Here is a 19,179-nt window from a genome sequence, read left to right as displayed (position 1 = left end):
GGCCGTGCCCGTGGTCCCGCTGCCCGTCCTCGTCAGGGCGTTTCGAGATAGGGACCATCCTGACGAGGTGTGGCGCGAACTCGCTGACGGTGCTGGCGGCGAGTACGGATGGCCTCCAGAGTTGTGCGACAGCGCACGCGAAGACGCACGGGCAACGGCGCTCACTCCTCGCCAGGACAATCGACTCGGCAGCCCGACGAAGTCGAGGAGCTTGCTGCGGCCCGGCGAACGCCGCCGTGTCGAGTCACTACTTGCCCGGACTGAGGGACCGCCTATCGACGACTGGGCGAGGCACGACGCTGAACCGGGCCGACTACGTCTGTGGCATGTTGACCCGCCGACCCTGCTGATCATGTCGACGGCCCGCCGCGGCCCAGCGATTGCCGTTCTGGCCAACGTCGACGAGCTAGCGCTACTTGCCCCTGCGGCTGCTCTGGCCGAGGCCCTCCAACACAGCCTGGACCAGCTCTGGCGCAATCGATCGGCCCGCGCATCTCTGCGCCGCCTCGCCCCGCGGCGCCGAGCCGTCCTTATCGACGTAACGCTTGCGCCACTCGACAACGACGTCGTGCTGTACGTTCCCGATGGCCAGCCCCGTCGGGCCTACCGGATTCCTATCGGAGTGAGCAGCTCGCCCGAGCATCGAGACGGTCAGGCGCTGCTGCTAACAGTCGCTCGGGCGGTGTCCGATTCCCTCGCTGACATGGATGGTGCCGGCCGGGCCGTGCGACGCCGTGCCGCGGACGATCTTGTCCGCATGTGGGCCGGGCTGCCCCAATTGCTCAACACAACGGCCGGTCAATCACCCGAATGGAACGACGATCGGTTCGGTGCCTGGGGCCCGCCCAGCCACGCCGAGCACGCCACTGTCGACCGGATGCTTCAGTCCGCCGCCACTTGGCAATCGGTTCCGCCGGGAGCCCGCACCGGAACGGAGGCACAGTCGCTACTCCGCCAGTTCGCCGAACGCCTGCTGGCCGAGGCAGCAGCGCTCACCGGTACTGGCGACGACGCAGTCTTCGTCTGCGCCGATCAGCTCCATCGCGCCGCCGCGGCGCGCCTCCACGACGACCAAGACGTCGCCGCAAGCATGACCGGACCGTGGTGGCAGGAACACCTGGGCGGCGTCGCGCCGACGGCTGCGACGGCTGCGTCACACACGGGTGCAGCAGAGCTCCTCGTCGAGAACGCCCTTCGCTGGGGCCCGACCGATGAGGACCGGACGCCGGACCGCCCCGCTTGGCGGGTCGCCGCCGCCGCGGCGACCCGCGCCCGCTCGCTCGCGACACTCGCCACGGCAGACCGCCGAAGGCTCGTCGTGGCATCTGTGTGTGTCGACAAGGACGGAGCCGTTACCGTCACCGAGGCCCCCGGCCCGACCGACTTCGCGCTTTACACCAGGAATCGAGTCCTCACCTCAGTAATCGAGCTAGTCGACGAACGCAAGCCGATGCAGCCGGTAGTCGGTGGCCCCGAAGGCGACGCTCCCTTCCAACGGCTCGCCGACCTCCCCGAAGCCGACGCTCTGCGTCGTATCGGAGATGCACTCCGCGAGACGATCGGCGCCGGGCTCGACGCGGTGGTGGGTGTGCTCGCCGCTGCCGCTGACCACCTTCCTACGACAGGGACCGCACTCCGTGCCGCTCTCGTGGACGACGCCGCCGGGTACACCGGTCTGCCGCAGGGCGAGATTGAGGCGGCGGTCGACTGGCTGACAGCGACACCCGAACGGTTCCGCACCACGCCGTTCGAGTACTGGAAGATGGAGGCCCGTCCCGTGCGCCTTGTGACCCAGCCGTTCATCAGCACCAGCAGCGGGCACGGCAGCGAACAGCTCTTGCTCGTCCCAGGCCGGATCCGCCTGAGCCAGCTCGCCTATCTGAGTTACCTCAACGACGGTCGGCTCCCGATCCCCCGCGCAGTGCTGCGCCAACCGAGCATGAAAGCGCTCAGCGACGAACTCGACCGTTTCCGCCAGCAGATGAACAAGAGCCAGGAGATCGACGCCCACCGGATAGCCGCGGAGGCTGGCCTCCCGTCTCGGCGCGACATCGACCCCCGCAAGACAATGAAGCATGGACTCGTCATCACGGGGCAGATAGACCTGCTCGTCGCTGTCCCCGCCACTCGCCGCGTTTGGGTCGCGGAGGTGAAGGATCCGGCCATTGCGTTCTCGCCTTGGGAAGTTGCGGACGAGATCGACGACTTCCACGGCGGCGCGGCCGACACCGGAACCGGCCGGCGACGTCGCGACGAGGTCGGCAGGCTGCTCGAGAAGACTGCTGACATCTCGCGACAGCTTCCCGCCGCCCTGAGCCTGCTCGGCGTCCCAGACCCCGTCGAAGGCTGGCAGGCACAGCCAATCGTCCTGACGCGGCGGGTTAGCCCTGCCGCGTTCGTCACAGATCCCCGCGTGCCCTTTGCCCTCGTCCGCCAAGCGGACATTGCGTTCCAGCACGAGCATCTCCAACCCGGGCCGTGCCTGTGGCTTCCCCATTCGACCGCCGCTCGGACAAGCAAATGAGCCGGCCGTCGCCAGGCCTACACCGTGACTGGATTTCCGACGTCGTCGACCTGCCAGCCGCGCGTGCCTCGCTCGCCTGGACCCGTGAACGTCAGGACAGACTCTGGCTGCCATAATAGGCTCCGATAGGATTCACCCCAAGCGTCGCCGTACGCCAAGCCCTGCAGGCAGCCTCCATGAACAGCGAACAAGAGCCAACGATCATCGGTGTACAGCCAGTTCAAAGCGGCCCGAACACTCCGATCAGGTCACTCTGAGGAGGAGTCCGCTGGCAAGATGCGTGACTGTCGCCTCATTGCTTCAACCGCTGCCACAAGGTCCGCCTCAACCACAGGCGTCTCGTTCCACTCAGTCCAGAAATTGAGGGTCGCGCTCCTAGGCTTTGTCTGCGGCTTGTCTAGCTTGATTCGAGTCGGCAAAATCATCGCATCGCCTAGCACCAACGCCTCTCCGACGTCGAGAAGTGGAAGTGAGGCGGTGAGACTCTCAAGACTATCCGGCATTAGTCGCCGGATTACGGACTGGTCTTGATCGTTGGTCAGCCGAAGAACAATGAAATTGTTGCATTGCGACAAGACGGTCCGACTTACATCTGAAGGCCTCTGACTGACTACCATAAGCGAAAGCCCATACTTGCGACCCTCCTTCGCGATTCGTTCAAATGCGTCCAGTGCGCGCGACTCCGCAGCGCCCGGGTCGTGAGCCGGCAGATAGAGGTGCGCCTCGTCACAGACAAACGTGACCGGAGTCCGCCTCTCAGGCTCAGTCCAGAAGTGAACCTCGTATAAGACTCGCGCAAATACACCTACGACAATCGGAAGGACGTCGCTTGGCACTTCGCTGAAGTCGATTACCTTGATCCCGGGCGAGGAACCAAGAAGCGATTTGGCAAATTGGTGAAGCCACTCGTACTTGACCTCCGACTCAGGCGGGCCAAACATGAATCCATATCTCCGGTCAGCGAGCTTGCTCTCAAGTCGACTAATGAACCGGGTCAGGCGCCCAAAGAACGGCCCCTGCTTGTCACGACTCGCTCCTGCAACCATTGCCACATCATCCGCCCGGAGGCGCTCTACGAGAGAGCGAATGCTGTACGGTACCGGGCTGTCAACCGTAAAGCGTGCAAGCACGTCCTCACGCGAATCTGCCTTGAGTGCTTCACTCTTGAGATCTCTCACATGGTCAGTGAGTCGCGCAGCTTGATTCGGAGCGTTGTCTTCCGAACGATCGAGAAGCAACGCCTGCATTTCCTCTTGATTGAGTAGCCACCAAGGCAGGTAGAGGACGTTAGAATCGGAACTTTCAAGGTCGGCCGGCCCTGCTATTCGCCAGCCTTTCGCCACGGCGGAGGACCCTTCGGTTAGCGGCCCATATTCGCCGTGCATGTCAAACACGATCAAGTTGGGATGCGCGAGCCTGCTTGCCCGCTCAAGGATGAGGGCGACCGTCCAACTCTTACCGGAGCCAGTACTCCCAAGGAGCGCCGCGTGCCGCTGGAAGAGCCGGTCACCATCTGCCACTGCAACGGCTGAACGGTCGGCCACGAAGTGACCCAGTTCAAGGCGCTTGTCGGGCTCAAGCTGACTCGCAAGCAAGCCCATGAGCTGTTGAAGGGCGAGGCCGTCAATAACCCAGCACGGAGAATCGACTAACGGGTAGCTGTCCGCCCCTCGTTTGAAAGACCCCGTCGACGTTCCGTCCATCTGTCGATATGTGCCAAGCAGCACAGCTCGCAGGAGATCTCGCTGCTGAACCTCCGGAGGAATGTCCTCCGCAGCGCCCTCGTCGCCACCCTCGAGAATCTCGTCCTGGAGGTCCCGCGTCACACGGTCGAGCACGGCAATAAGGTACTCCGAGCTCGTTGCGCCCTGGAATGCAAGAAGGTTTCCCACTCCAGTCCGGGTCAACTTCTCGTGATCTACTACTTCAGCCCAAACACTGGCCGTGTCAATCCGAAATGCGCGCCCAAGGATCGCACTGGGGTCGAATTCGATCTGCTTTCCACTCATATCCCGAGAACCTCTCTGATCATCACATCGAGACTCCAAATGTCTTCTGGCACGACAGCAGTTTCTGCACCCCAGGTGATACTTGTCCCCCCGCCTGGCCCTCGCTCAAACCCCACGGCCCGAGGGTTGGAGGCGAGGAAATGGCGCGCTCCCGTCGTGAGCGACTTACTCATCACCAAAGCGGGAACCTTCGCGAATTGCGGTTCCAGATAAGTCTGCAAGTGCGAGTCGCTGAAGCCATACCCAATCACAAGAAATCCGGAGGCTTCGGAGATCGCTGCATTAGCGCGCTGGCGCTGCAGGTCGAACGGCTGTTCGTACCCAAGAACATACTTGCTACTGCCAGGCGCGATGATTCGTCTACGGCCGCCGAGGTCGAGACTGGTCTTCAAAGTTCTCCCTCGATGCTCTATCCAATCGAGGCTTCCGTGCGGCTTGGCGAGACGCAAGTGAGGACGTAGGCGGATCGACCGCTTAGCAGTCCTTCCGGAGCGATTCGCTCGTACAACAAGTAGTTCACTGCGGCTCAGGTCCTCGTCGAGGTGCCCGATACCATGTCCATGAAACATCGAATCGACGGGAATTTCAACAAGTGCGGCGGCAACTTCGAGTAGTCGATCGTAGTTTGTGGTGATTACGTCCGCGGATTCGGTGGTTCTCAGAAGGTGCTTGAAGAGTCGTCCGAACACTGGATCACTTGATGACTCAAGCATCTCAACGATTGCAGCAGATTCAAGGTCTGCTACGCAGTTGCTCACTTCAAGGGCTATGGCCTCCGACAGTTCCAAAGAGAGTTCGACGCTTCCAAACGCCGCCTCAAGGTCGACTCCGTCCCGGAGCGAGGACGCAATGCCCTCCCAGGCCGCCGAGCTATCGCCACCAAGCGGCCTGTCTGATTCCCCAATGGTGCTAAGGAGATGTTCGGCAAGTTGCTTCATGCTCGGCAAGCCGTGCGCGCATGACGCGCCAGAGCCGACCAGTGTAACAAGACCCTTCCTGAAGAGCTCTTGCACTGATCTGTAGACCGCTTGCTTCTCCATCGTCGCCCCTGCCGTCTGCATCGTCGAACCTACCGTAGGTCGCTGCGACCTGAGAATCGTCGCGCCTTGCGGCAAGCGCCCACAGCACTTCGCTGGACCGCGTGATGACCTCAACCTGTTCGTCGAGTCCCCGGTTCGATCTCAGAGACCTCGGGGCCCGAGACCGTAGGGTCGGTGAACAGCGACTCGCGCACTCTTCCTGCATACTCCACGCCGTCTCGGCTAGACGGGACAGCGCCAGGGCTTGGCTGCGACCGCGACTTGCGGGATCGGGAACAGGGACACGGCCCCACGTCGCTTGTTCCTTGGATCGTGGACGACGACCGCGGGCGTCCACGCGATTCTTAGGACGCCCGGAGACTCGCCGCGGAGCCAGAAGCAAATCCGAGAGGGCGCGGCTCAAAGTGCCGAGCGCATGTCGTGCGAACACCTCATCTACAGGGTCGTCCGAAGTGGTACGGGGACGGGTGCTTGCGACTGCCCCGGGGTTTCGAGTTCAGTACGCGCCCCAGCGGTGGCCTTCGGGACTCGCCGCTGCGCCTTTGCGGCATCGTGTCCCGCATGATCGGTGGCAACCGAACTTAGCGTTTCGCCGGACCTCGCATTCATCGCACCAGGCGCCCGCGAGAGTCGTCGTCCACGGCGTCCCCACTTTCCGGGTCCGCTGGCAGCCATCTGGCAGCCCTCTTGGTCCCGAACCGCTCGATTGCTGCCGACGGCACCGGACACTCGGAGGGCATCTGACCAGCGCAGATGCTCTTCGCACGAAGTCAACCGACACCCCCGCCACGGACTTTTAATCCGTAGGTTGTGGGTTCGAGCCCCACGGGGCCCACGGTGTTGGTGCTGGTCAGAGGGCCGTCAAGTTCGCCATCAATTGCGCTCGGCCCGCGAAAGCAGCCGTCTTGCAGCATGTCCCGAGGGCGACACGAATGCGACCGGGCCATCTCCGCCATCGATGCCAGCCACTGCCGCCGGTCTGGCTCGCGCTCCCGGTGAGACGCTGCGTTCTTGCGGATCCCGGCCGTCGAGAGGCTGGACACGGTACCGACCCTGGCGATCCGCAACGGGGGCAGAGAAGATGGCGGGATGACGGCGGTCGAGGTCACGCAGGCGTTGACAGGTTTCGAGGAACGCCTGCGAGGCCTGGGCATGCCAGTGGTCGAACGCCTGCGACCCGGACTCACCAAGGAGCAGGTGGACGAAGTCTGCGCCGAGTTCGGGGTTCGGCTCAGCCAGGACGCGGCAGCGCTGTGGATGTGGCACGACGGGGACCGGCAGGGTTATGAGGACGACTGGGGAGTGCCCAGCCTGACGCCGTTCAGGATCTTCTGCGCTCCTCGCTGGAGCGTTCTGCCGATCTCCACGAGCAGACGTGGGACCAGGAGGCATTCGACGACCCGGTCCTCGGAGCCCCGGAGAGCGTCGGGTTCATGTTCGATCGGCAGTACGTGATCCTGCTGCACCGGGAGCAGCCGTTGGTCATGGACTGTCGGAATCCCGAGGATCCGGACTCGCCCACTGGCGTGTGCACCTACGAGGGAATCGGACGAACCATCACCTTGACCGAACGGATCGGCTGGTGGCACTGGGCGCTCGACAACAGGTTCTGGATACCCACCTCCGACGGAGAGTGGGACATCGACATGACCCGCGCCCCTGACCAGCTCATCGGCCTGCACGCACGCGACAACGTCGACTGATCGGGCGTCACCCCCTGCGGCCGGCGCTCGGAAAGGTGCCGAACCGGCGGCGCTCTCCGTCCGCGACCCTACGTCGGCCTTGGCCAGGCTCGAAGCGTCGCACATCCCAACGGCACTTACTATGTGCTGCCATAGTATGGTGACTCATAGTTTCATCGGAAGGCGCCTTGATGTCCGACTTCGTCGGCCGAGCAGTCGAGCTGGACCGGCTCACCCGTCTGCTCTCCGACATCGACGCCCGCGCGAGGGCGGGCCGCACCCACGACGTGGGCACAGCGGTGCTGCTCCGCGGCCGCCGTCGCGTCGGCAAGAGCCGGCTCGTGTCCGAGCTCATCGCCCGTGCCGGTCACCCCTCGGTCTACTTCCAGGCCGCACGCAGCGCCGACCCTGCGGCCGAGCTGCGGGCCCTGATGGCCGCAGCTGCGGAGTCCGACCTGCCCGACGCATGGCTCGCGGAGTCCGCCACCCCGTCGACCCTGACTGACGCCCTGCGGATCATCGACCGACTGCTGCCCGCCGACCGTCCGTCGATCGTCGTCATCGACGAGGCGCCCTGGCTGCTCGACGCGATCCCCGGCGGTGCCGGTGAGCTCCAACGGGTCTGGGACCACGACCTGTCACGCAAGCCCGTCCTGCTCCTCCTGATCGGGTCGGACCTCGCGATGATGGAAGCCCTCGACCATCACGACGCCCCCTTCCACGGCCGCGCGACCCCGATGGTCCTGGACGTGCTGTCCCCGCGCGACGTCGCCCGTATGACCGGCACGTCCGGGATCGACGCGTTCGACGCATGGCTGACCACCGGCGGCCTGCCCACCGTCGCGCGCGCCTGGGCGCCCGGGATGACCCGGGAGGAGTTCCTCCAGACGCAGCTCTCGGACGCGATCACCCCGCTGGTGGTGTCCGGGCAACGGATCCTCGACAGCGAGTTCCCCGCCACCACGTCGGCCCGGGCCGTGCTGACGGCGATCGGCGGGAAGGGCGAACGGACCTTCACCTCGATCGCCCAGTCCACCGGCAGCAAGCCGATGAACGCCGCAACCCTGACCGACGCCCTGGAGACGCTGTCGATCAAGCGCGTCGCCGTCGCCGACGAGCCCCTGTCCACCAGGCGCGACCCGAAGAATCGCCGGTGGCGCGTAGCCGACCCCGCCCTGCGGTTCTGGCTCCGCTACGTCGAGCCCGCCGTGGGCGACATCGACCGCGGTCGCGGGGACCTTGCGCTCCAACGGGTCACGGACGGCTACACCAGCTGGCGGGGCCGCGCGATCGAACCGGTCGTGCGAGACGCCCTGGAACGCCTGCTCCCCGACACCCGCTGGCCCGAGGCGCGAGCAGTCGGCGGGTGGTGGCCACGGACGAACGCGCCGGAGATCGACCTGGTCGGCGCGAACGCGCGCCCGGCCGACCGCTACGCCTTCGTCGGGACCATCAAGTGGCGTCCCAACGGCAAGGTCACCGCAACCGAACTGACCACGCTCGCGACAGACGCGACAAAGATCCCCGGCCTCGGAGCGGGCACGCCCCTGGTGGCGGTGTGCCCGGCCGGTGCCGTCGCCGACGACCGTCTCGCACAGGTATGGACGGCCGACGACCTGCTCGAGGCGTGGGCGTAGGCGCCGACGACAGCCCGCTCTTCCCGACGGACCCGACCGGCAGGACGGCCACCCCTCTCGGTGAACCTCACCAGTCAGTGCACCTCACCAGCCGGCGCGGTGCCCGCCCGGTAGAACATGAACCGGCACGGCTGCCCGTCCTTGGCGAGGGTGGTCGGCCGTCGGAATTCCATGCCGGTGCGTTCCTCGATCGACTTGTACCCGGTGATGTCGTGGTCGCAGCCGAGGGGGGAGAGCTCCGGTGCCGTCAGTGCGGCGACGTGGCAGTTGCGGCACTCGTGGACGACCATCACCTTGAGGTCGTCGGACTCGTCGATGAGCTCGTTCGGGTAGTTCGGGTCGTCGGCGAACATGGCGCGGTGGTAGGCCCAGAACGCCGCGAACGGATCGTCGAACTCCGCGAGCCGGTCCGCCTGGTAGAAGTCGGCCATCATGAACGTCGAGGCGTCCTGGATGGCTCGGCGGGCGAAGTCGTAGGCGCGTTCTGCGCCCTCCCGGCGTTCCAGCACCCGGTGGATCACCACGAGCAGGATCCACTCGAGCTGGGCGATCATCCCGAAGCTGCGACGCATCATCCGGAAGCCCTCGGCGGACCGACGCCATGCGCCCGGGAGACGGAACGGCAGCATGAGCCAGAACCCGATGAACCGGGCCGCGCCGAGCTCGGCGAGCAGGTGCCGTGCGAACACCCAGGAGACGCGCAGCTTCGAGCCGGTCGTCCAGGGGATGAAGGGGAACGGTTCCCCGTAGTGCGGGAGGCGTGCGACGTCGTCCAGGGTGCGCTGGTGCGTGGTCATGCCAGGTCCTTTCGGGGCTGTGCCGGGAGGCGGTGACGGGCTGCGGGTGGTTCGGGGCGATCGGCCAGGAGCCGCAGGATCGGGCCGAAGGCGCGTTCGAAGCTGATGGCGCGGGTGGCGACGTCCCGCACTCGGGTGAGGAGGCGGCCCGAGCGGAACATGAGGCGGGCCAGCTGCCGGGAGGAGTCCTGGGCCTGCTCGACCCGTCCACGCTGGGCGCCCTCGTAGGCGGTGTACGCCGCGATGACCTGCTCGGGGGAGGCGTCCGTCAGAAGGTCTGCCAGGACGGCCGCCGACTCCATCGCCATGGAGGCACCGACTCCCGCCGTCGGCAGGAAGCCCGCGGCTGCGTCGCCGAGCAGGGCGACGCGGCCGACGGTCCAGCGCGCGCTCCGGACATCGTTGAAGGCCCAGTGGTAGCCGTCGCCGACCGCGGCCAGGGCTCGCTCGGTCCTGGCGTCGCGGGTGCGCAGCGCGCGGCGGACGCGCGCGACCATTGCTGCGGGTCCCTCCGCGGCGAGGCTGCGCGGGCCGCCGACGAAGACCCCCGTGCGTCCGAGCACCGGGTAGATGCCGACGAAGAACCCGTCGCCCCAGGTCTCCTCGTACAGGTCCGGGCTGTCGTCGGCGTCGGACCACGCGACCCACCCGCCCCAACCGGTGTCGACCCGGCTGACGTCGCCAGGGGCGAGCACGAGGTCACGGATGCCGGAGTGCAGGCCGTCCGCACCGATGACGGCGTGGAACACCGACTCGTGGCGCGCGCCCTCCTCGTCCAGGACGACGCGGACGCCGTCGTCCTCCTGGGCGAGGTCCGCGACGGTGCAGCCGAAGGTGACGGGGAGGTTCTCAGTGGCGATCACGTCGAGCAGGTCCTCCCGCGCGATGCCGCGGTACCGTCCGAAGGGGGCGAGGGCGCCGTCGAGGGAGTACTCGCGCAGCCGTCGGCCCGTGGCGCCACGCAGGAGGTAGCGGTGCATGCCGACGCTGCGTTCGAGGTAGGCCGGCTCGACGCCGAGGCGGCGGATCACCGGGTCGACGAAGGGGAGCAGACCCAGCATGTAGCCCGGCGCCTGCCCCTGGCGCCCGCGCTCGACGAGCACCGGGTGCTGGCCGGCCGCGCGCAGCAGCGCGGCCAGGGTGATCCCGGCGACCCCGGCGCCGACGACGAGGACGCGGGTCCGATCGCCCTGCTGCGCGACGAGCTGGTCGGAGAGGGAGATGGCGCTGATCATGTCGCTCCTCGAGTGGATCGAGTGGGCCGGGAGAACCGAGCGGACCGGGTGGTCCACACACGATAGACCAGAGTGGACCGGGTGGTCCACGAGTGACTAGGGTGCCGATGTGGTCACAGGGGTTCTGGCGCCGGAGCGCCTCGAGGAGATCCTGCGAACCGCCGCCAGGGAGTTCGCCACGGCGGGGTACGAGCGCGCGTCCCTCAACCGCATCATCCGCACGTGCGGCATGAGCAAGAGCTCCTTCTACCACTACTTCGACTCGAAGGCCGCGCTGTTCGACGCCGTCCTGCGGGCGGCGATGGGCGGCCTGGCGCGAGAGGTCGCCCCGCCCTCACCCGCGGAGCTGTCCGGTCCGGGGTTCTGGGACGAGCTCACCCGAACGGTGGAGCGGGTCCTCGAGGTCGCGGCACGCGAGGACTGGTATGCCGACGCGGGGCGACTCTTCTACCTGCCCGACGCGCCGGTCGAGCACAGCCCTGCCGCACGCGAGACCGTCGGCGCGATGCGGGCGTGGCTCGTCGGGGTGCTCGAGGTCGGACGCTCGTGCGGCGCGGTGCGCACCGACCTCCCGGTCGCGCTGCAGGCGACGCTCGCGACCGACGTCGTGCAGAGCCTGGACCGGTGGTCGCTCGCGCACAGCCAGGAGTACCCCGACGCCGAGGCCCGCGCCACCATCGGCCGCATCCTGACCGACGTGCTCAGGCGCGTCCTCGCCACGACGGTCGAGGACCAGCCGACCGCCTGACGTCGCCGCGTCGGCTACACGACCTCGACGTCGTACTCGATGGTCGCGACCCCGGCGGTGGACGTCAGCTGCAGCGTCTGGTGCTTCCCCGCGGTCACCCCCGGCGGCACGGTGAACCACACCCGGGTGTCCGTGAAGTCTCCCGGCGCCACCGGGATGGCCTCGGCGAGACCGCTGATCGAGATCGTGACGACCCGCCGTGGGTCCGCCGACCCGCTCGGATCGAAGTTCGACCCCAGGACCGTCACCTCGGTCCCCACCGAGACGGTCTTCGGGCTGATCGACGTGATCACCGGCGCGTTGGCGCGAGCCGCCTTCGACCCGACGTACGTCGCAGCCGTCAGGCTCGTCATCGCCAGCAGGGTCGAGGGCATCTCGGGCAGGACGCCCTTCTGGACCAGGGCGATCACGAAGTACACCTGGGCGACCAGGTTGAACAGCAGGTACTGCGCGTCCACCAGGTCGGTGCCGCCGCCGTCGTCCGAGGCGACCTGCCGGAGCTCGGTCGCGGCGGGCTCCGTCTTCTGCAGCGTCCCCTGACTCACCTTGTAGGTCACGATGCCCTTGGCGAGGACGGCCGCCGCGAACGGCCCACCGAGCAGGAGGAGGTACTGATCCCACCGTGACGACGGCAGCAGCACGTCGAGGCTCACATCGGTCAACCCGGCCTTGATGAGCAGCCACCCGAAGGACGTCGTGATCAGCAACGTCCACAGCCCGAGCTGCGTCAGCGAGGTCGAGAAGCGGCGGTCCGACCCGATCAGCGGGCGGAAGATGCCGTACCCCTTGGCACCGTCGACCAGATGCAGGACGAGCAGGCCGGCGCCGACGGCCGCGAAGGCCCAGCACCAGGCCCAGCCGTTCAGGCTCAGCTCGGTCAACCGCGCAGGCGACGGCTCCCCACTCGACGAGGCGCCGGCAGCCTGGGCGGCGACCGCCCGCGCCCCGTAGCTGCGGGCGACCAGACCCCAGGCGACTGCTGCGAGCAGGAAGGCCGCCACGATCGTGCGGCTGGCCCGCGTGACCAGGGCGCTCGCGTGCGTGAGGTCCTCGCTGGCCGCGGCGTCGGGACTGGCCTCGTTCGGGACCGCGCCGCCGACGCCCGCGACAGGCGCTGCCCGCGGCGGTTCGGCTGACGGCGGCTCGGTTTGCGACGGCGCGGCCGGTGTCGGCTCGGCCGCTGTCGACTCGGCCAGCAGCGGCTCGGCCTGCAGCAACTGGGCCGGCATCGACTCGGCCAGCAGCTTCTCGACCTGCAGCGACCGCGCCGGTGTCGACTCGGCCCCGGGCTGAACCGTCGCGCCACGTCCTCGTGACTCGTCCGGGGCTCGTCGTGCCCTGTTGATCGCCATGTCACACCGCCGTCGGGGGTGAGGGTCTCAATCGCCTCGCAAGTTACCAGACACCGTCGCGCCCGGCCTCTGCGGAGATGTGCGAGACCTGCCCATCACCCCTCCCGGTACGCCACCCCGAACCCGCCGCGTGGGTAGTGCCACGTGAGCGACCCCGGCGCAGCGACCGCCAGGCACGTCCCGCACTCGAGGCACGCCGCGTACGCAGCCGTGATCGTCCCGTCGGCCTCCTCGGTGTACACATGGGCCGGGCAGATCCGTACAAGCAGTTTCCCGGTGCCGGTGGCGCGCGCAACATCCTGGTGGACCTCGATGTGGCTCTGCGCGTCGTCCAGGGTGTAGGTGTTGCGCGCCAGCCTGTCCGGAACGCTCCCGAAGTCAGTCATCGTCGTCCTCCCTCACCGCGCTCTTGCCCGTCACGACCCCGCCCCTCACAGCGCCCGCACCGCGGCCCAGCCGTCACGAACCACATGCCGGAGCTTCAGACCCGACCCCTTGAACGCCCGTGTCGCCGTCCCGAGCAGGTGCCGCCGCGGCGTGAGGTCGAGGTCGTAGATCCCGTGGAACACGTCGGCGAGCAGCAGCCCGTAGTCCCGGTACATCCGGGGAACCTCGAGGAACGCCGGCGCCCGGGCATACGTCTTCATGTCGGCCCCGACGAAGGTGGCCGCGAGCGCCGCCGGGTAGGCGTCCATGGCCTGCTGCGAGTAGTCGCCGGCGGTCAGCGCCGCCGTGATCGCGTCGGCCGCGGCGAGCGCCGACCCCGCGGCCAGGTCCATGCCGCGGATCGTCAGCCCGGTGTTGAGGGTGAACCCGGCGGCGTCGCCGATCAGGACCAGACCGGGCCGGGTGAGGTCGTGGGAGGCCATCGCCGGCCCGTCCTCGATCGTCAGGTGGCAGCCGTACTCGAGCAGCTCGCCGCCGTCGATCAACGACGCGACGGCTGGGTGCGCGAGGAAGTGGTCGTGCACGTCCGAGGCCGTCAGGCCCTTCGCGGCGAGGTCGTCGAGCCTCAGCACGACACCCACGGACACCGACTCGAGGTTCGTGTACAGGAACCCGCCACCGGCGACCGCCTGGGTGCAGTCCCCCCACGAACGCGTACGCGACACCGTCGTTCCCGCTGACGTGGAACCGGTCCTCGATGACGGTCCGCGGCAGCCCGATCACGGACTTCACCCCGACGGCCAGGTGCTCGGTCGGCTCCTTCGCCCGGATGCCCGAGCCCTGGGCGAGGAACGAGTTCACGCCGTCGGCCGCCACCACCACGTGCGCACGGAGCTCGTCGTCACCGGCACGCACCCCGACGCACTGGCCGCCCTCGATGATCAGCTCGTCGACCCGCACGCCGGGCATCACCATCACCCCGGCCTCTTCGCACCGGGAGGCGAGCCACGCGTCGAGCCTGGCCCGCAGCACCGTGACCGCGTTCACCGGCTCGGCCAGCCGCGCGTCCCAGTAGTCGATGTTCACGTGCGACGACTCGTTGAGGAAGCTGAGGACGTTGCGCGTGACCCGGCGCTCGACCGGGGCCGCGTCGACGAACCCCGGGAACACCTGCTCCATCACGCGGCAGTAGAACACCCCGCCGGACAGGTTCTTCGACCCCGGCTCGGCGCCGCGCTCGATCAGCACCACCTCGTGACCGGCCTCGGCCAACCGGTAGGCGCACACCGCACCGGCGACACCCCCGCCCACGACGATGACGTCGAAGTCGACCTCCTGGCTCATCTCCACCCCTTCGTCCCGACGGCTGTGCCCCGGCGCGCCGTGCTCCTGACGCGCCTTGCCCTCACGAGCCCGATCCCACGACGGGCCGGTGCCGCCCGAGCGCAGGCCCGGGCGGCACCGGTCGACGTCCTAGAGGGCGCCGGCCCCGATCGCCTCGGCGATCTCGTCGGCCGCGAGCCACCCTGACGTCAGGGCGAACCCGTTGGCCGAGCCGGGGACGGGCAAGGTGTAGGACTCACCGAACAGGCCGCCCGCGTCGCACCCCACCGAGTACAGACCCGGGACGGGGTTGCCGGTCTTGTCGAGGCAGCGCAGGTGCTCGTCGATCTTGATGGCACCCATCGTGATCATGATCCCGGTCTCCATCTTGATCGCGAAGAACGGGCCCTCCTCGACCGGGAAGAGGAACTTCGCCGGCTTGTGGAAGCGCGAGTCGACGCCCGCGTGGCACAGCGCGTTGTACGCGTCGACCTCGGCGCGCAGTACGGCCGGCGGAACGCCCATCTTCGCCGCGAGCTCCTCGATGGTCGCGCCCTTGACGACGTTGGTCCGGGCCTCGTCGGCGGCGTCGGCCTCGATCTCGGTGGGGAGGTTGACCATCTTCTCGTTGTTGCGGACGTAGATGCCGAGGCCGATCTCGTTACCGTCCTCGACCAGGTGACGGATCTGGGCCTGGTCGATGATGCACCAGTACATCGAGCCGGGCAGACCGGCGACGACGTCCCCCGCGTGACCGAAGTTCAGCCCGACGACCTCGTCGACGAACCGCCGACCGGTGGCGTCGACCCAGAAGTACGGCTGCATGCCGGTGCAGTTCGTGTGGCTCGTGATGGTCTTGTCCCGCATGAGCGGGAAGAGCAGCAGCGTGCCGATCGAGCGGTGCTCCACCGCGCCGGCCTCGAGCATCATCCGCACGCCGTCACCGGTGTTGCCCGGGCCGCCGACGTTGATGAGGCGCGAGCCGATCCCGTACCGCGTGTAGTGGTCCAGCATCTCGGGGTTGCCGGCGTACCCGCCGGTCCCGACGACCACGGCCTTCGCGCCGAGGCGGACCTCCTGGCCGTCCGCGTCCGTCGCGACCACACCGGTCACCTTGCCGTCGGCGTCCTGGAGGATCTTCGTGGCGGCGGTCGACAGGAAGACGTCCACGCCGCGCCGGCGGGCGTCGGCCTCGAGCAGCTCGATGACGTGCGCGACCTCGCCCTCGGGGAGGTGCCACGTGGTGAGCTCGCCCGGCTGGTCCAGGGCCGTGACGGTGACGTCCTCATAGACGACGCCCTCCTCCTCGCGCAGCTTCACGATGGTCGTGGCGGCGTTCTCGACGAACCGGCTCACCAGGGCCGGGTCGGCGCGCCAGTGCGAGTAGTCGAGGTACGTGTCGAACGCCTGGGTCTTCGTGACGTTGATGCCGCGCTTGATCTGCTCGTCCGACTCGAACGCGGCGTGGCCCTCGGCGAACGACGAGCTGCCGCCCGTCTGTGCCTCCTTCTCGAGCACGGCGCAGGTCAGGCCGTCCTTGGCCGCCTGGACCGCGCAGGACAGTCCGGACCCGCCTCCGCCGATGACGACGACGTCGTAGGAGGCATCGAAGGTGGTGCTCATGGTTCTTCTCCTCGTGCTCGGTGTGCCTGAGTGCGTCTGCTGGGGGTTACTGGCTGAGTGCGTCGATGAGGGCCGGGACGACCTCGTACAGGTCGCCGACGATCCCGTAGTCGACGGACCGGAAGATCCGCGCGTCCGGGTCGTTGTTGACGGCCGCGACGACCTTCGCGTCACGGACGCCCTCGAGGTGCTGCGGTGCACCCCCGATGCCCACGGCGAGGTACAGCCGTGGGGCGATGTGCTGGCCGGAGCGGCCCACGTACCGTTCCTTCTCGAGCCAGCCGAGGTCGTCGGCGATCGGCATCGAGCACGCGAGCTCGGCACCGAGGACGTCCGCGAGCCGGCGGAGCAGGTCCACGTCCGCCTTGGCCCGCACCCCGCGGCCGAAGGAGACGACGCGCGCCGCATCGGCCACGCCGGTGGCCGTACCGACCGGTTCCGTCCCCTCGATGCGTGCGTCGGCCGCGGTCGCTGCCTGCTCGACGACGGCCGCCGTCGCAGGTGCGTCGTTCTCGACGTCCTCGCCGACGAACACCGTCGCGACCGGCCCGTCCGCGACGAGGGTCTCGATCACCTCACCGCCGAGGGCCGCGCGGGTCACGATCACGTCCCCGTCCGACGCCGCGAGGTCCAGCATCCCCGGCACGACGGCGGCGCCGATCCGCGCCGCCACCGCCCCGAGCAGCACCCGTGCCGCCGGCTCGGTGCTGCTCACGACCACCCTCGGCGGGGTCGCGGCCGCGAGGTCCGCCACCGCCGCGGCGTAGGCCTCGGGCGGGACGTCGGGCGCGACCCCCACCCACCGAACGTCGTCGGCGCCCGACGCCGCGACGGCATCGGCCAGCGCGCGGCTGCCGACGGCGACAACCGTCACGCGCCCGCCGAGGTGGCGCGCCACGGCGACCATGCCGCCCACCTGCTTCTCGTCGGTCGTGACGACCCAGCTGTCGATGCTCACAGTGCGTGCCCTCTCTCGGATCCGGGGATGCTCACAGGACGCCGTCGGCGCGGAGCGCGGCCACGAACTGCGCCGCGGACGTCGCCGGGTCGCCGTCGAACAGGGTCGCGGCCACGGCGTCGGGCTTGCGGGTGCCCGTGCTCCGGACGTCGGTGCCGGGATCGCCGATGTCCGCCAGCGGCCAGGTGGTGAGCGGGCGCTTGCGGGCGGCCAGGAGCTCCTTCATCCCCGGCATGGTGTCGACGTCCGCCTCCGCGGCGACCCCGAGCAGCACGGGCGGGGCGACGCTGATCGTCTGCTCCTCGGTCGCGCTGCGACGGACCGCGGCCACCCGCCCGTCCACGACGGAGGCCGAGGCCAGGCCCGCGAGCGCGGTCCAGCCGAGGTGCCCGGCGACGGCCGGCGCCACGCCCGGGTCCTGCTTCGAGTCGCCCACGACGACGACGTCGACGTCGCCGATCCGCTCCACCGCGGCGGCGATCACCCGCGCGGTCGCGGCGTTGTCCGCGAACGGCGGGACGTCGGTCACGGAGTACGCCTCCCCGACACCGCGCGCCAACGCCCAGCTCGCGTCGCCGTCCCCGATCGTCAGCCCGACGACCGTGCCACCGGTGTCCTCCGCGAGCCGTTTGGCCACCGCGAGCGCCGCCGGGTCGTCCTCACCGGCCGCCATCTTGGCTCCCCGCCAGTCGACTGTCCCGTCGGCACGGACAGCGGCGTTGGCGCCGTCGCGCGCCCACTTGTAGACGATGACGACCTTCATCGGGTCACCCTTCTCTGCGGCGCACGGGTCAGGCCGGCACCCACCGCTGACACGGCAGGTGACCGGGCACCTCCAGCGTCGCGGACCGGTTCCGGGTGCAACTAGCACCCAACGGGTACGCCGGGGTAGCCGACCGGATACCCCGGGAAAGCCGTGGCCTGCGACGTGGGACCGGTCGTAGGGTCGCGGCAGGCTCGTGCGGAGCCCCGCCCGGTCTCCGTCAGCGGGCCGCTGCTGGAACCCGTGCAAGGAGCACCGTCGTGTTCGACCTTCGTCTCTTCTCCATCCGTGAGTCCCGCCACCGCATCCACAACCCCCTGACCGAGCAGCAGCTGGCCGCCTTCGGCGCCACGCTCGACCTGCCTGCCGGGGCACGCATCCTCGACCTGGGCTGCGGGTCCGGCGAGCTGTTGTCGACCTGGGCCCGCGATCACCAGGTCACCGGGCTGGGCGTGGACCTCAACCCTGACTTCATCGCCCAGGCCCGGGCCCGCGCCGACGAGCTCGGTGTCGGTGACGCGGTCCGGTTCGTCGAGGCCGACGCCTCCGGTTACGTCGTCGACGAGCTCGTGGACGTCGCGGCGTGCGTGGGCGCGACGTGGATCGGCGGCGGGGTGCCCGGCACCCTCGACCTGCTGAGCCGGAGCCTCACGCCCGGCGGGATCCTGCTGATCGGCGAGCCGTACTGGCGCGCCGTTCCCACGACCCCGGAGGCTCTCGCCGGGTGCGGGGTGCCGTCCACCGACCACTACCTGACCCTGCCGGACCTCCTGGCCTCGTTCGGCGCGCAGGGCTACGACGTCGTGCAGATGGTCTGCGCGACCGAGGAGTCCTGGGACCGCTACCAGGCACCGCAGTGGTTGAGCATGCGGCGCTGGGCGGACGCCCACCCGGACCACGAGCTGCACGACGAGGTCCGCCGACTGCTCGCGACCGAGCCGCAGCAGTACACGGCGTTCACGCGCACGTACTTCGGGTGGGGCGTGTTCGCGCTGATCGCGCTGTGACCGACAGGCGCGCTGACGTCGAGCCGGTGGCGGTGGCGGTGGCGGTGTGAGCCTCCAGCAGCCGCGCAGCTTGCGGAAGCCTTCTCTTGACACT

The 19,179-nt window shown here is 68.6% G+C and carries 15 protein-coding genes, 1 tRNA gene and 1 pseudogene; 6 read left to right on the top strand and 11 right to left on the bottom strand.

The window, feature by feature from the left end:
- The first annotated feature begins 352 nt into the window (after positions 1-352).
- Positions 353-2,524: a hypothetical protein gene (locus LJB74_RS12000; protein ID WP_259308749.1), complete on the top strand. Its 2,172-nt coding sequence runs from the start codon at positions 353-355 to the stop codon at positions 2,522-2,524.
- Between the two features lie 248 nt (positions 2,525-2,772).
- Here LJB74_RS12000 and LJB74_RS11995 read toward each other — a convergent pair whose 3' ends face one another.
- Together LJB74_RS11995 and LJB74_RS11990 are read right to left on the bottom strand one after the other, a co-directional pair.
- Positions 2,773-4,533 (bottom strand): ATP-binding protein, encoded by a 1,761-nt coding sequence (locus LJB74_RS11995; protein WP_259308748.1) that lies wholly within the window; start codon positions 4,531-4,533, stop codon positions 2,773-2,775.
- The gene (locus LJB74_RS11990) at positions 4,530-5,594 is read right to left on the bottom strand and encodes an SIR2 family protein (RefSeq protein WP_259308747.1); all 1,065 of its coding nucleotides are present in this window, start codon (positions 5,592-5,594) and stop codon (positions 4,530-4,532) included. The genes LJB74_RS11995 and LJB74_RS11990 overlap by 4 nt, the downstream gene beginning before the upstream one ends.
- A gap of 713 nt (positions 5,595-6,307) precedes the next feature.
- On the opposite strand from LJB74_RS11990, the gene LJB74_RS11985 reads away from it, so the two are divergent.
- The 3 genes from LJB74_RS11985 (at position 6,308) to LJB74_RS11975 (ending at position 8,892) form a co-directional block, all read left to right on the top strand.
- Positions 6,308-6,408: transfer RNA gene (locus tag LJB74_RS11985), tRNA-Ser, on the top strand.
- 598 nt (positions 6,409-7,006) lie between these two features.
- Entirely contained in the window at positions 7,007-7,276 is a 270-nt protein-coding gene (locus LJB74_RS11980) for a hypothetical protein (protein WP_259308746.1), read from the top strand.
- A 170-nt stretch (positions 7,277-7,446) separates the two neighbouring features.
- Positions 7,447-8,892: an ATP-binding protein gene (locus LJB74_RS11975; RefSeq protein ID WP_259308745.1), complete on the top strand. Its 1,446-nt coding sequence runs from the start codon at positions 7,447-7,449 to the stop codon at positions 8,890-8,892.
- A 74-nt stretch (positions 8,893-8,966) separates the two neighbouring features.
- On the opposite strand, the gene LJB74_RS11970 is transcribed toward LJB74_RS11975, so the two are convergent.
- Together LJB74_RS11970 and LJB74_RS11965 are read right to left on the bottom strand one after the other, a co-directional pair.
- Complete coding sequence (locus LJB74_RS11970) at positions 8,967-9,689, bottom strand: L-2-amino-thiazoline-4-carboxylic acid hydrolase (RefSeq protein WP_259308744.1); 723 nt, start codon at positions 9,687-9,689, stop codon at positions 8,967-8,969.
- Entirely contained in the window at positions 9,686-10,924 is a 1,239-nt protein-coding gene (locus LJB74_RS11965) for an NAD(P)/FAD-dependent oxidoreductase (RefSeq protein WP_259308743.1), read from the bottom strand. Before LJB74_RS11965 ends, LJB74_RS11970 begins: the two co-directional genes overlap by 4 nt.
- Positions 10,925-11,033: 109 nt before the next feature.
- Between LJB74_RS11965 and LJB74_RS11960 the strand changes: the two genes are divergently transcribed.
- Positions 11,034-11,672, top strand: coding sequence for a TetR/AcrR family transcriptional regulator (locus LJB74_RS11960; RefSeq protein ID WP_259308742.1), 639 nt, complete (start codon positions 11,034-11,036; stop codon positions 11,670-11,672).
- Positions 11,673-11,686: 14 nt separating this feature from the next.
- On the opposite strand, the gene LJB74_RS11955 is transcribed toward LJB74_RS11960, so the two are convergent.
- From LJB74_RS11955 to LJB74_RS11925, 7 genes and pseudogenes are all read right to left on the bottom strand, one after another.
- Positions 11,687-13,024 carry an IPT/TIG domain-containing protein gene (locus tag LJB74_RS11955; RefSeq protein WP_259308741.1) on the bottom strand — a complete coding sequence of 446 codons (1,338 nt, stop codon included), beginning with the start codon at positions 13,022-13,024 and terminating at the stop codon, positions 11,687-11,689.
- Between the two features lie 95 nt (positions 13,025-13,119).
- Positions 13,120-13,410 carry a ferredoxin family protein gene (locus tag LJB74_RS11950; protein ID WP_259308740.1) on the bottom strand — a complete coding sequence of 97 codons (291 nt, stop codon included), beginning with the start codon at positions 13,408-13,410 and terminating at the stop codon, positions 13,120-13,122.
- A 45-nt stretch (positions 13,411-13,455) separates the two neighbouring features.
- Positions 13,456-14,136, bottom strand: coding sequence for a hypothetical protein (locus tag LJB74_RS11945; protein WP_259308739.1), 681 nt, complete (start codon positions 14,134-14,136; stop codon positions 13,456-13,458).
- 106 nt (positions 14,137-14,242) lie between these two features.
- Positions 14,243-14,755, bottom strand: a pseudogene (locus tag LJB74_RS20870) (FAD-dependent oxidoreductase); the annotation flags it as partial.
- A gap of 129 nt (positions 14,756-14,884) precedes the next feature.
- Entirely contained in the window at positions 14,885-16,357 is a 1,473-nt protein-coding gene (locus LJB74_RS11935) for an FAD-dependent oxidoreductase (protein ID WP_259308737.1), read from the bottom strand.
- A 46-nt stretch (positions 16,358-16,403) separates the two neighbouring features.
- Positions 16,404-17,315, bottom strand: a complete 912-nt coding sequence (locus LJB74_RS11930; RefSeq protein ID WP_259308736.1) for an electron transfer flavoprotein subunit alpha/FixB family protein — start codon at positions 17,313-17,315, stop codon at positions 16,404-16,406.
- Positions 17,316-17,346: 31 nt separating this feature from the next.
- A complete protein-coding gene (locus tag LJB74_RS11925) occupies positions 17,347-18,078 on the bottom strand; it encodes a hypothetical protein (RefSeq protein ID WP_259308735.1) in 732 nt (243 codons plus the stop codon).
- Between the two features lie 260 nt (positions 18,079-18,338).
- On the opposite strand from LJB74_RS11925, the gene LJB74_RS11920 reads away from it, so the two are divergent.
- Positions 18,339-19,085 (top strand): cyclopropane-fatty-acyl-phospholipid synthase family protein, encoded by a 747-nt coding sequence (locus tag LJB74_RS11920; RefSeq protein WP_259308734.1) that lies wholly within the window; start codon positions 18,339-18,341, stop codon positions 19,083-19,085.
- Positions 19,086-19,179: the final 94 nt, after the last annotated feature.

It is taken from the genome of Cellulomonas sp. P24, from assembly GCF_024704385.1.
Classification (GTDB): Bacteria; Actinomycetota; Actinomycetes; order Actinomycetales; family Cellulomonadaceae; genus JAJDFX01.
This window is presented reverse-complemented; position numbering and strand designations above follow the sequence as displayed.

Coding starts and splice junctions, on each gene's coding strand:
- LJB74_RS11950 (WP_259308740.1), bottom strand. CDS start 13,410: ATGACTGACTTCGGGAGCGTTCCGGACAGGCTGGCGCGCAACACCTAC.
- LJB74_RS11965 (WP_259308743.1), bottom strand. CDS start 10,924: ATGATCAGCGCCATCTCCCTCTCCGACCAGCTCGTCGCGCAGCAGGGC.
- LJB74_RS11990 (WP_259308747.1), bottom strand. CDS start 5,594: ATGCAGACGGCAGGGGCGACGATGGAGAAGCAAGCGGTCTACAGATCA.
- LJB74_RS11970 (WP_259308744.1), bottom strand. CDS start 9,689: ATGACCACGCACCAGCGCACCCTGGACGACGTCGCACGCCTCCCGCAC.
- LJB74_RS11995 (WP_259308748.1), bottom strand. CDS start 4,533: ATGAGTGGAAAGCAGATCGAATTCGACCCCAGTGCGATCCTTGGGCGC.
- LJB74_RS11935 (WP_259308737.1), bottom strand. CDS start 16,357: ATGAGCACCACCTTCGATGCCTCCTACGACGTCGTCGTCATCGGCGGA.
- LJB74_RS11925 (WP_259308735.1), bottom strand. CDS start 18,078: ATGAAGGTCGTCATCGTCTACAAGTGGGCGCGCGACGGCGCCAACGCC.
- LJB74_RS11955 (WP_259308741.1), bottom strand. CDS start 13,024: ATGGCGATCAACAGGGCACGACGAGCCCCGGACGAGTCACGAGGACGT.
- LJB74_RS11980 (WP_259308746.1), top strand. CDS start 7,007: ATGTTCGATCGGCAGTACGTGATCCTGCTGCACCGGGAGCAGCCGTTG.
- LJB74_RS12000 (WP_259308749.1), top strand. CDS start 353: ATGTCGACGGCCCGCCGCGGCCCAGCGATTGCCGTTCTGGCCAACGTC.
- LJB74_RS11975 (WP_259308745.1), top strand. CDS start 7,447: ATGTCCGACTTCGTCGGCCGAGCAGTCGAGCTGGACCGGCTCACCCGT.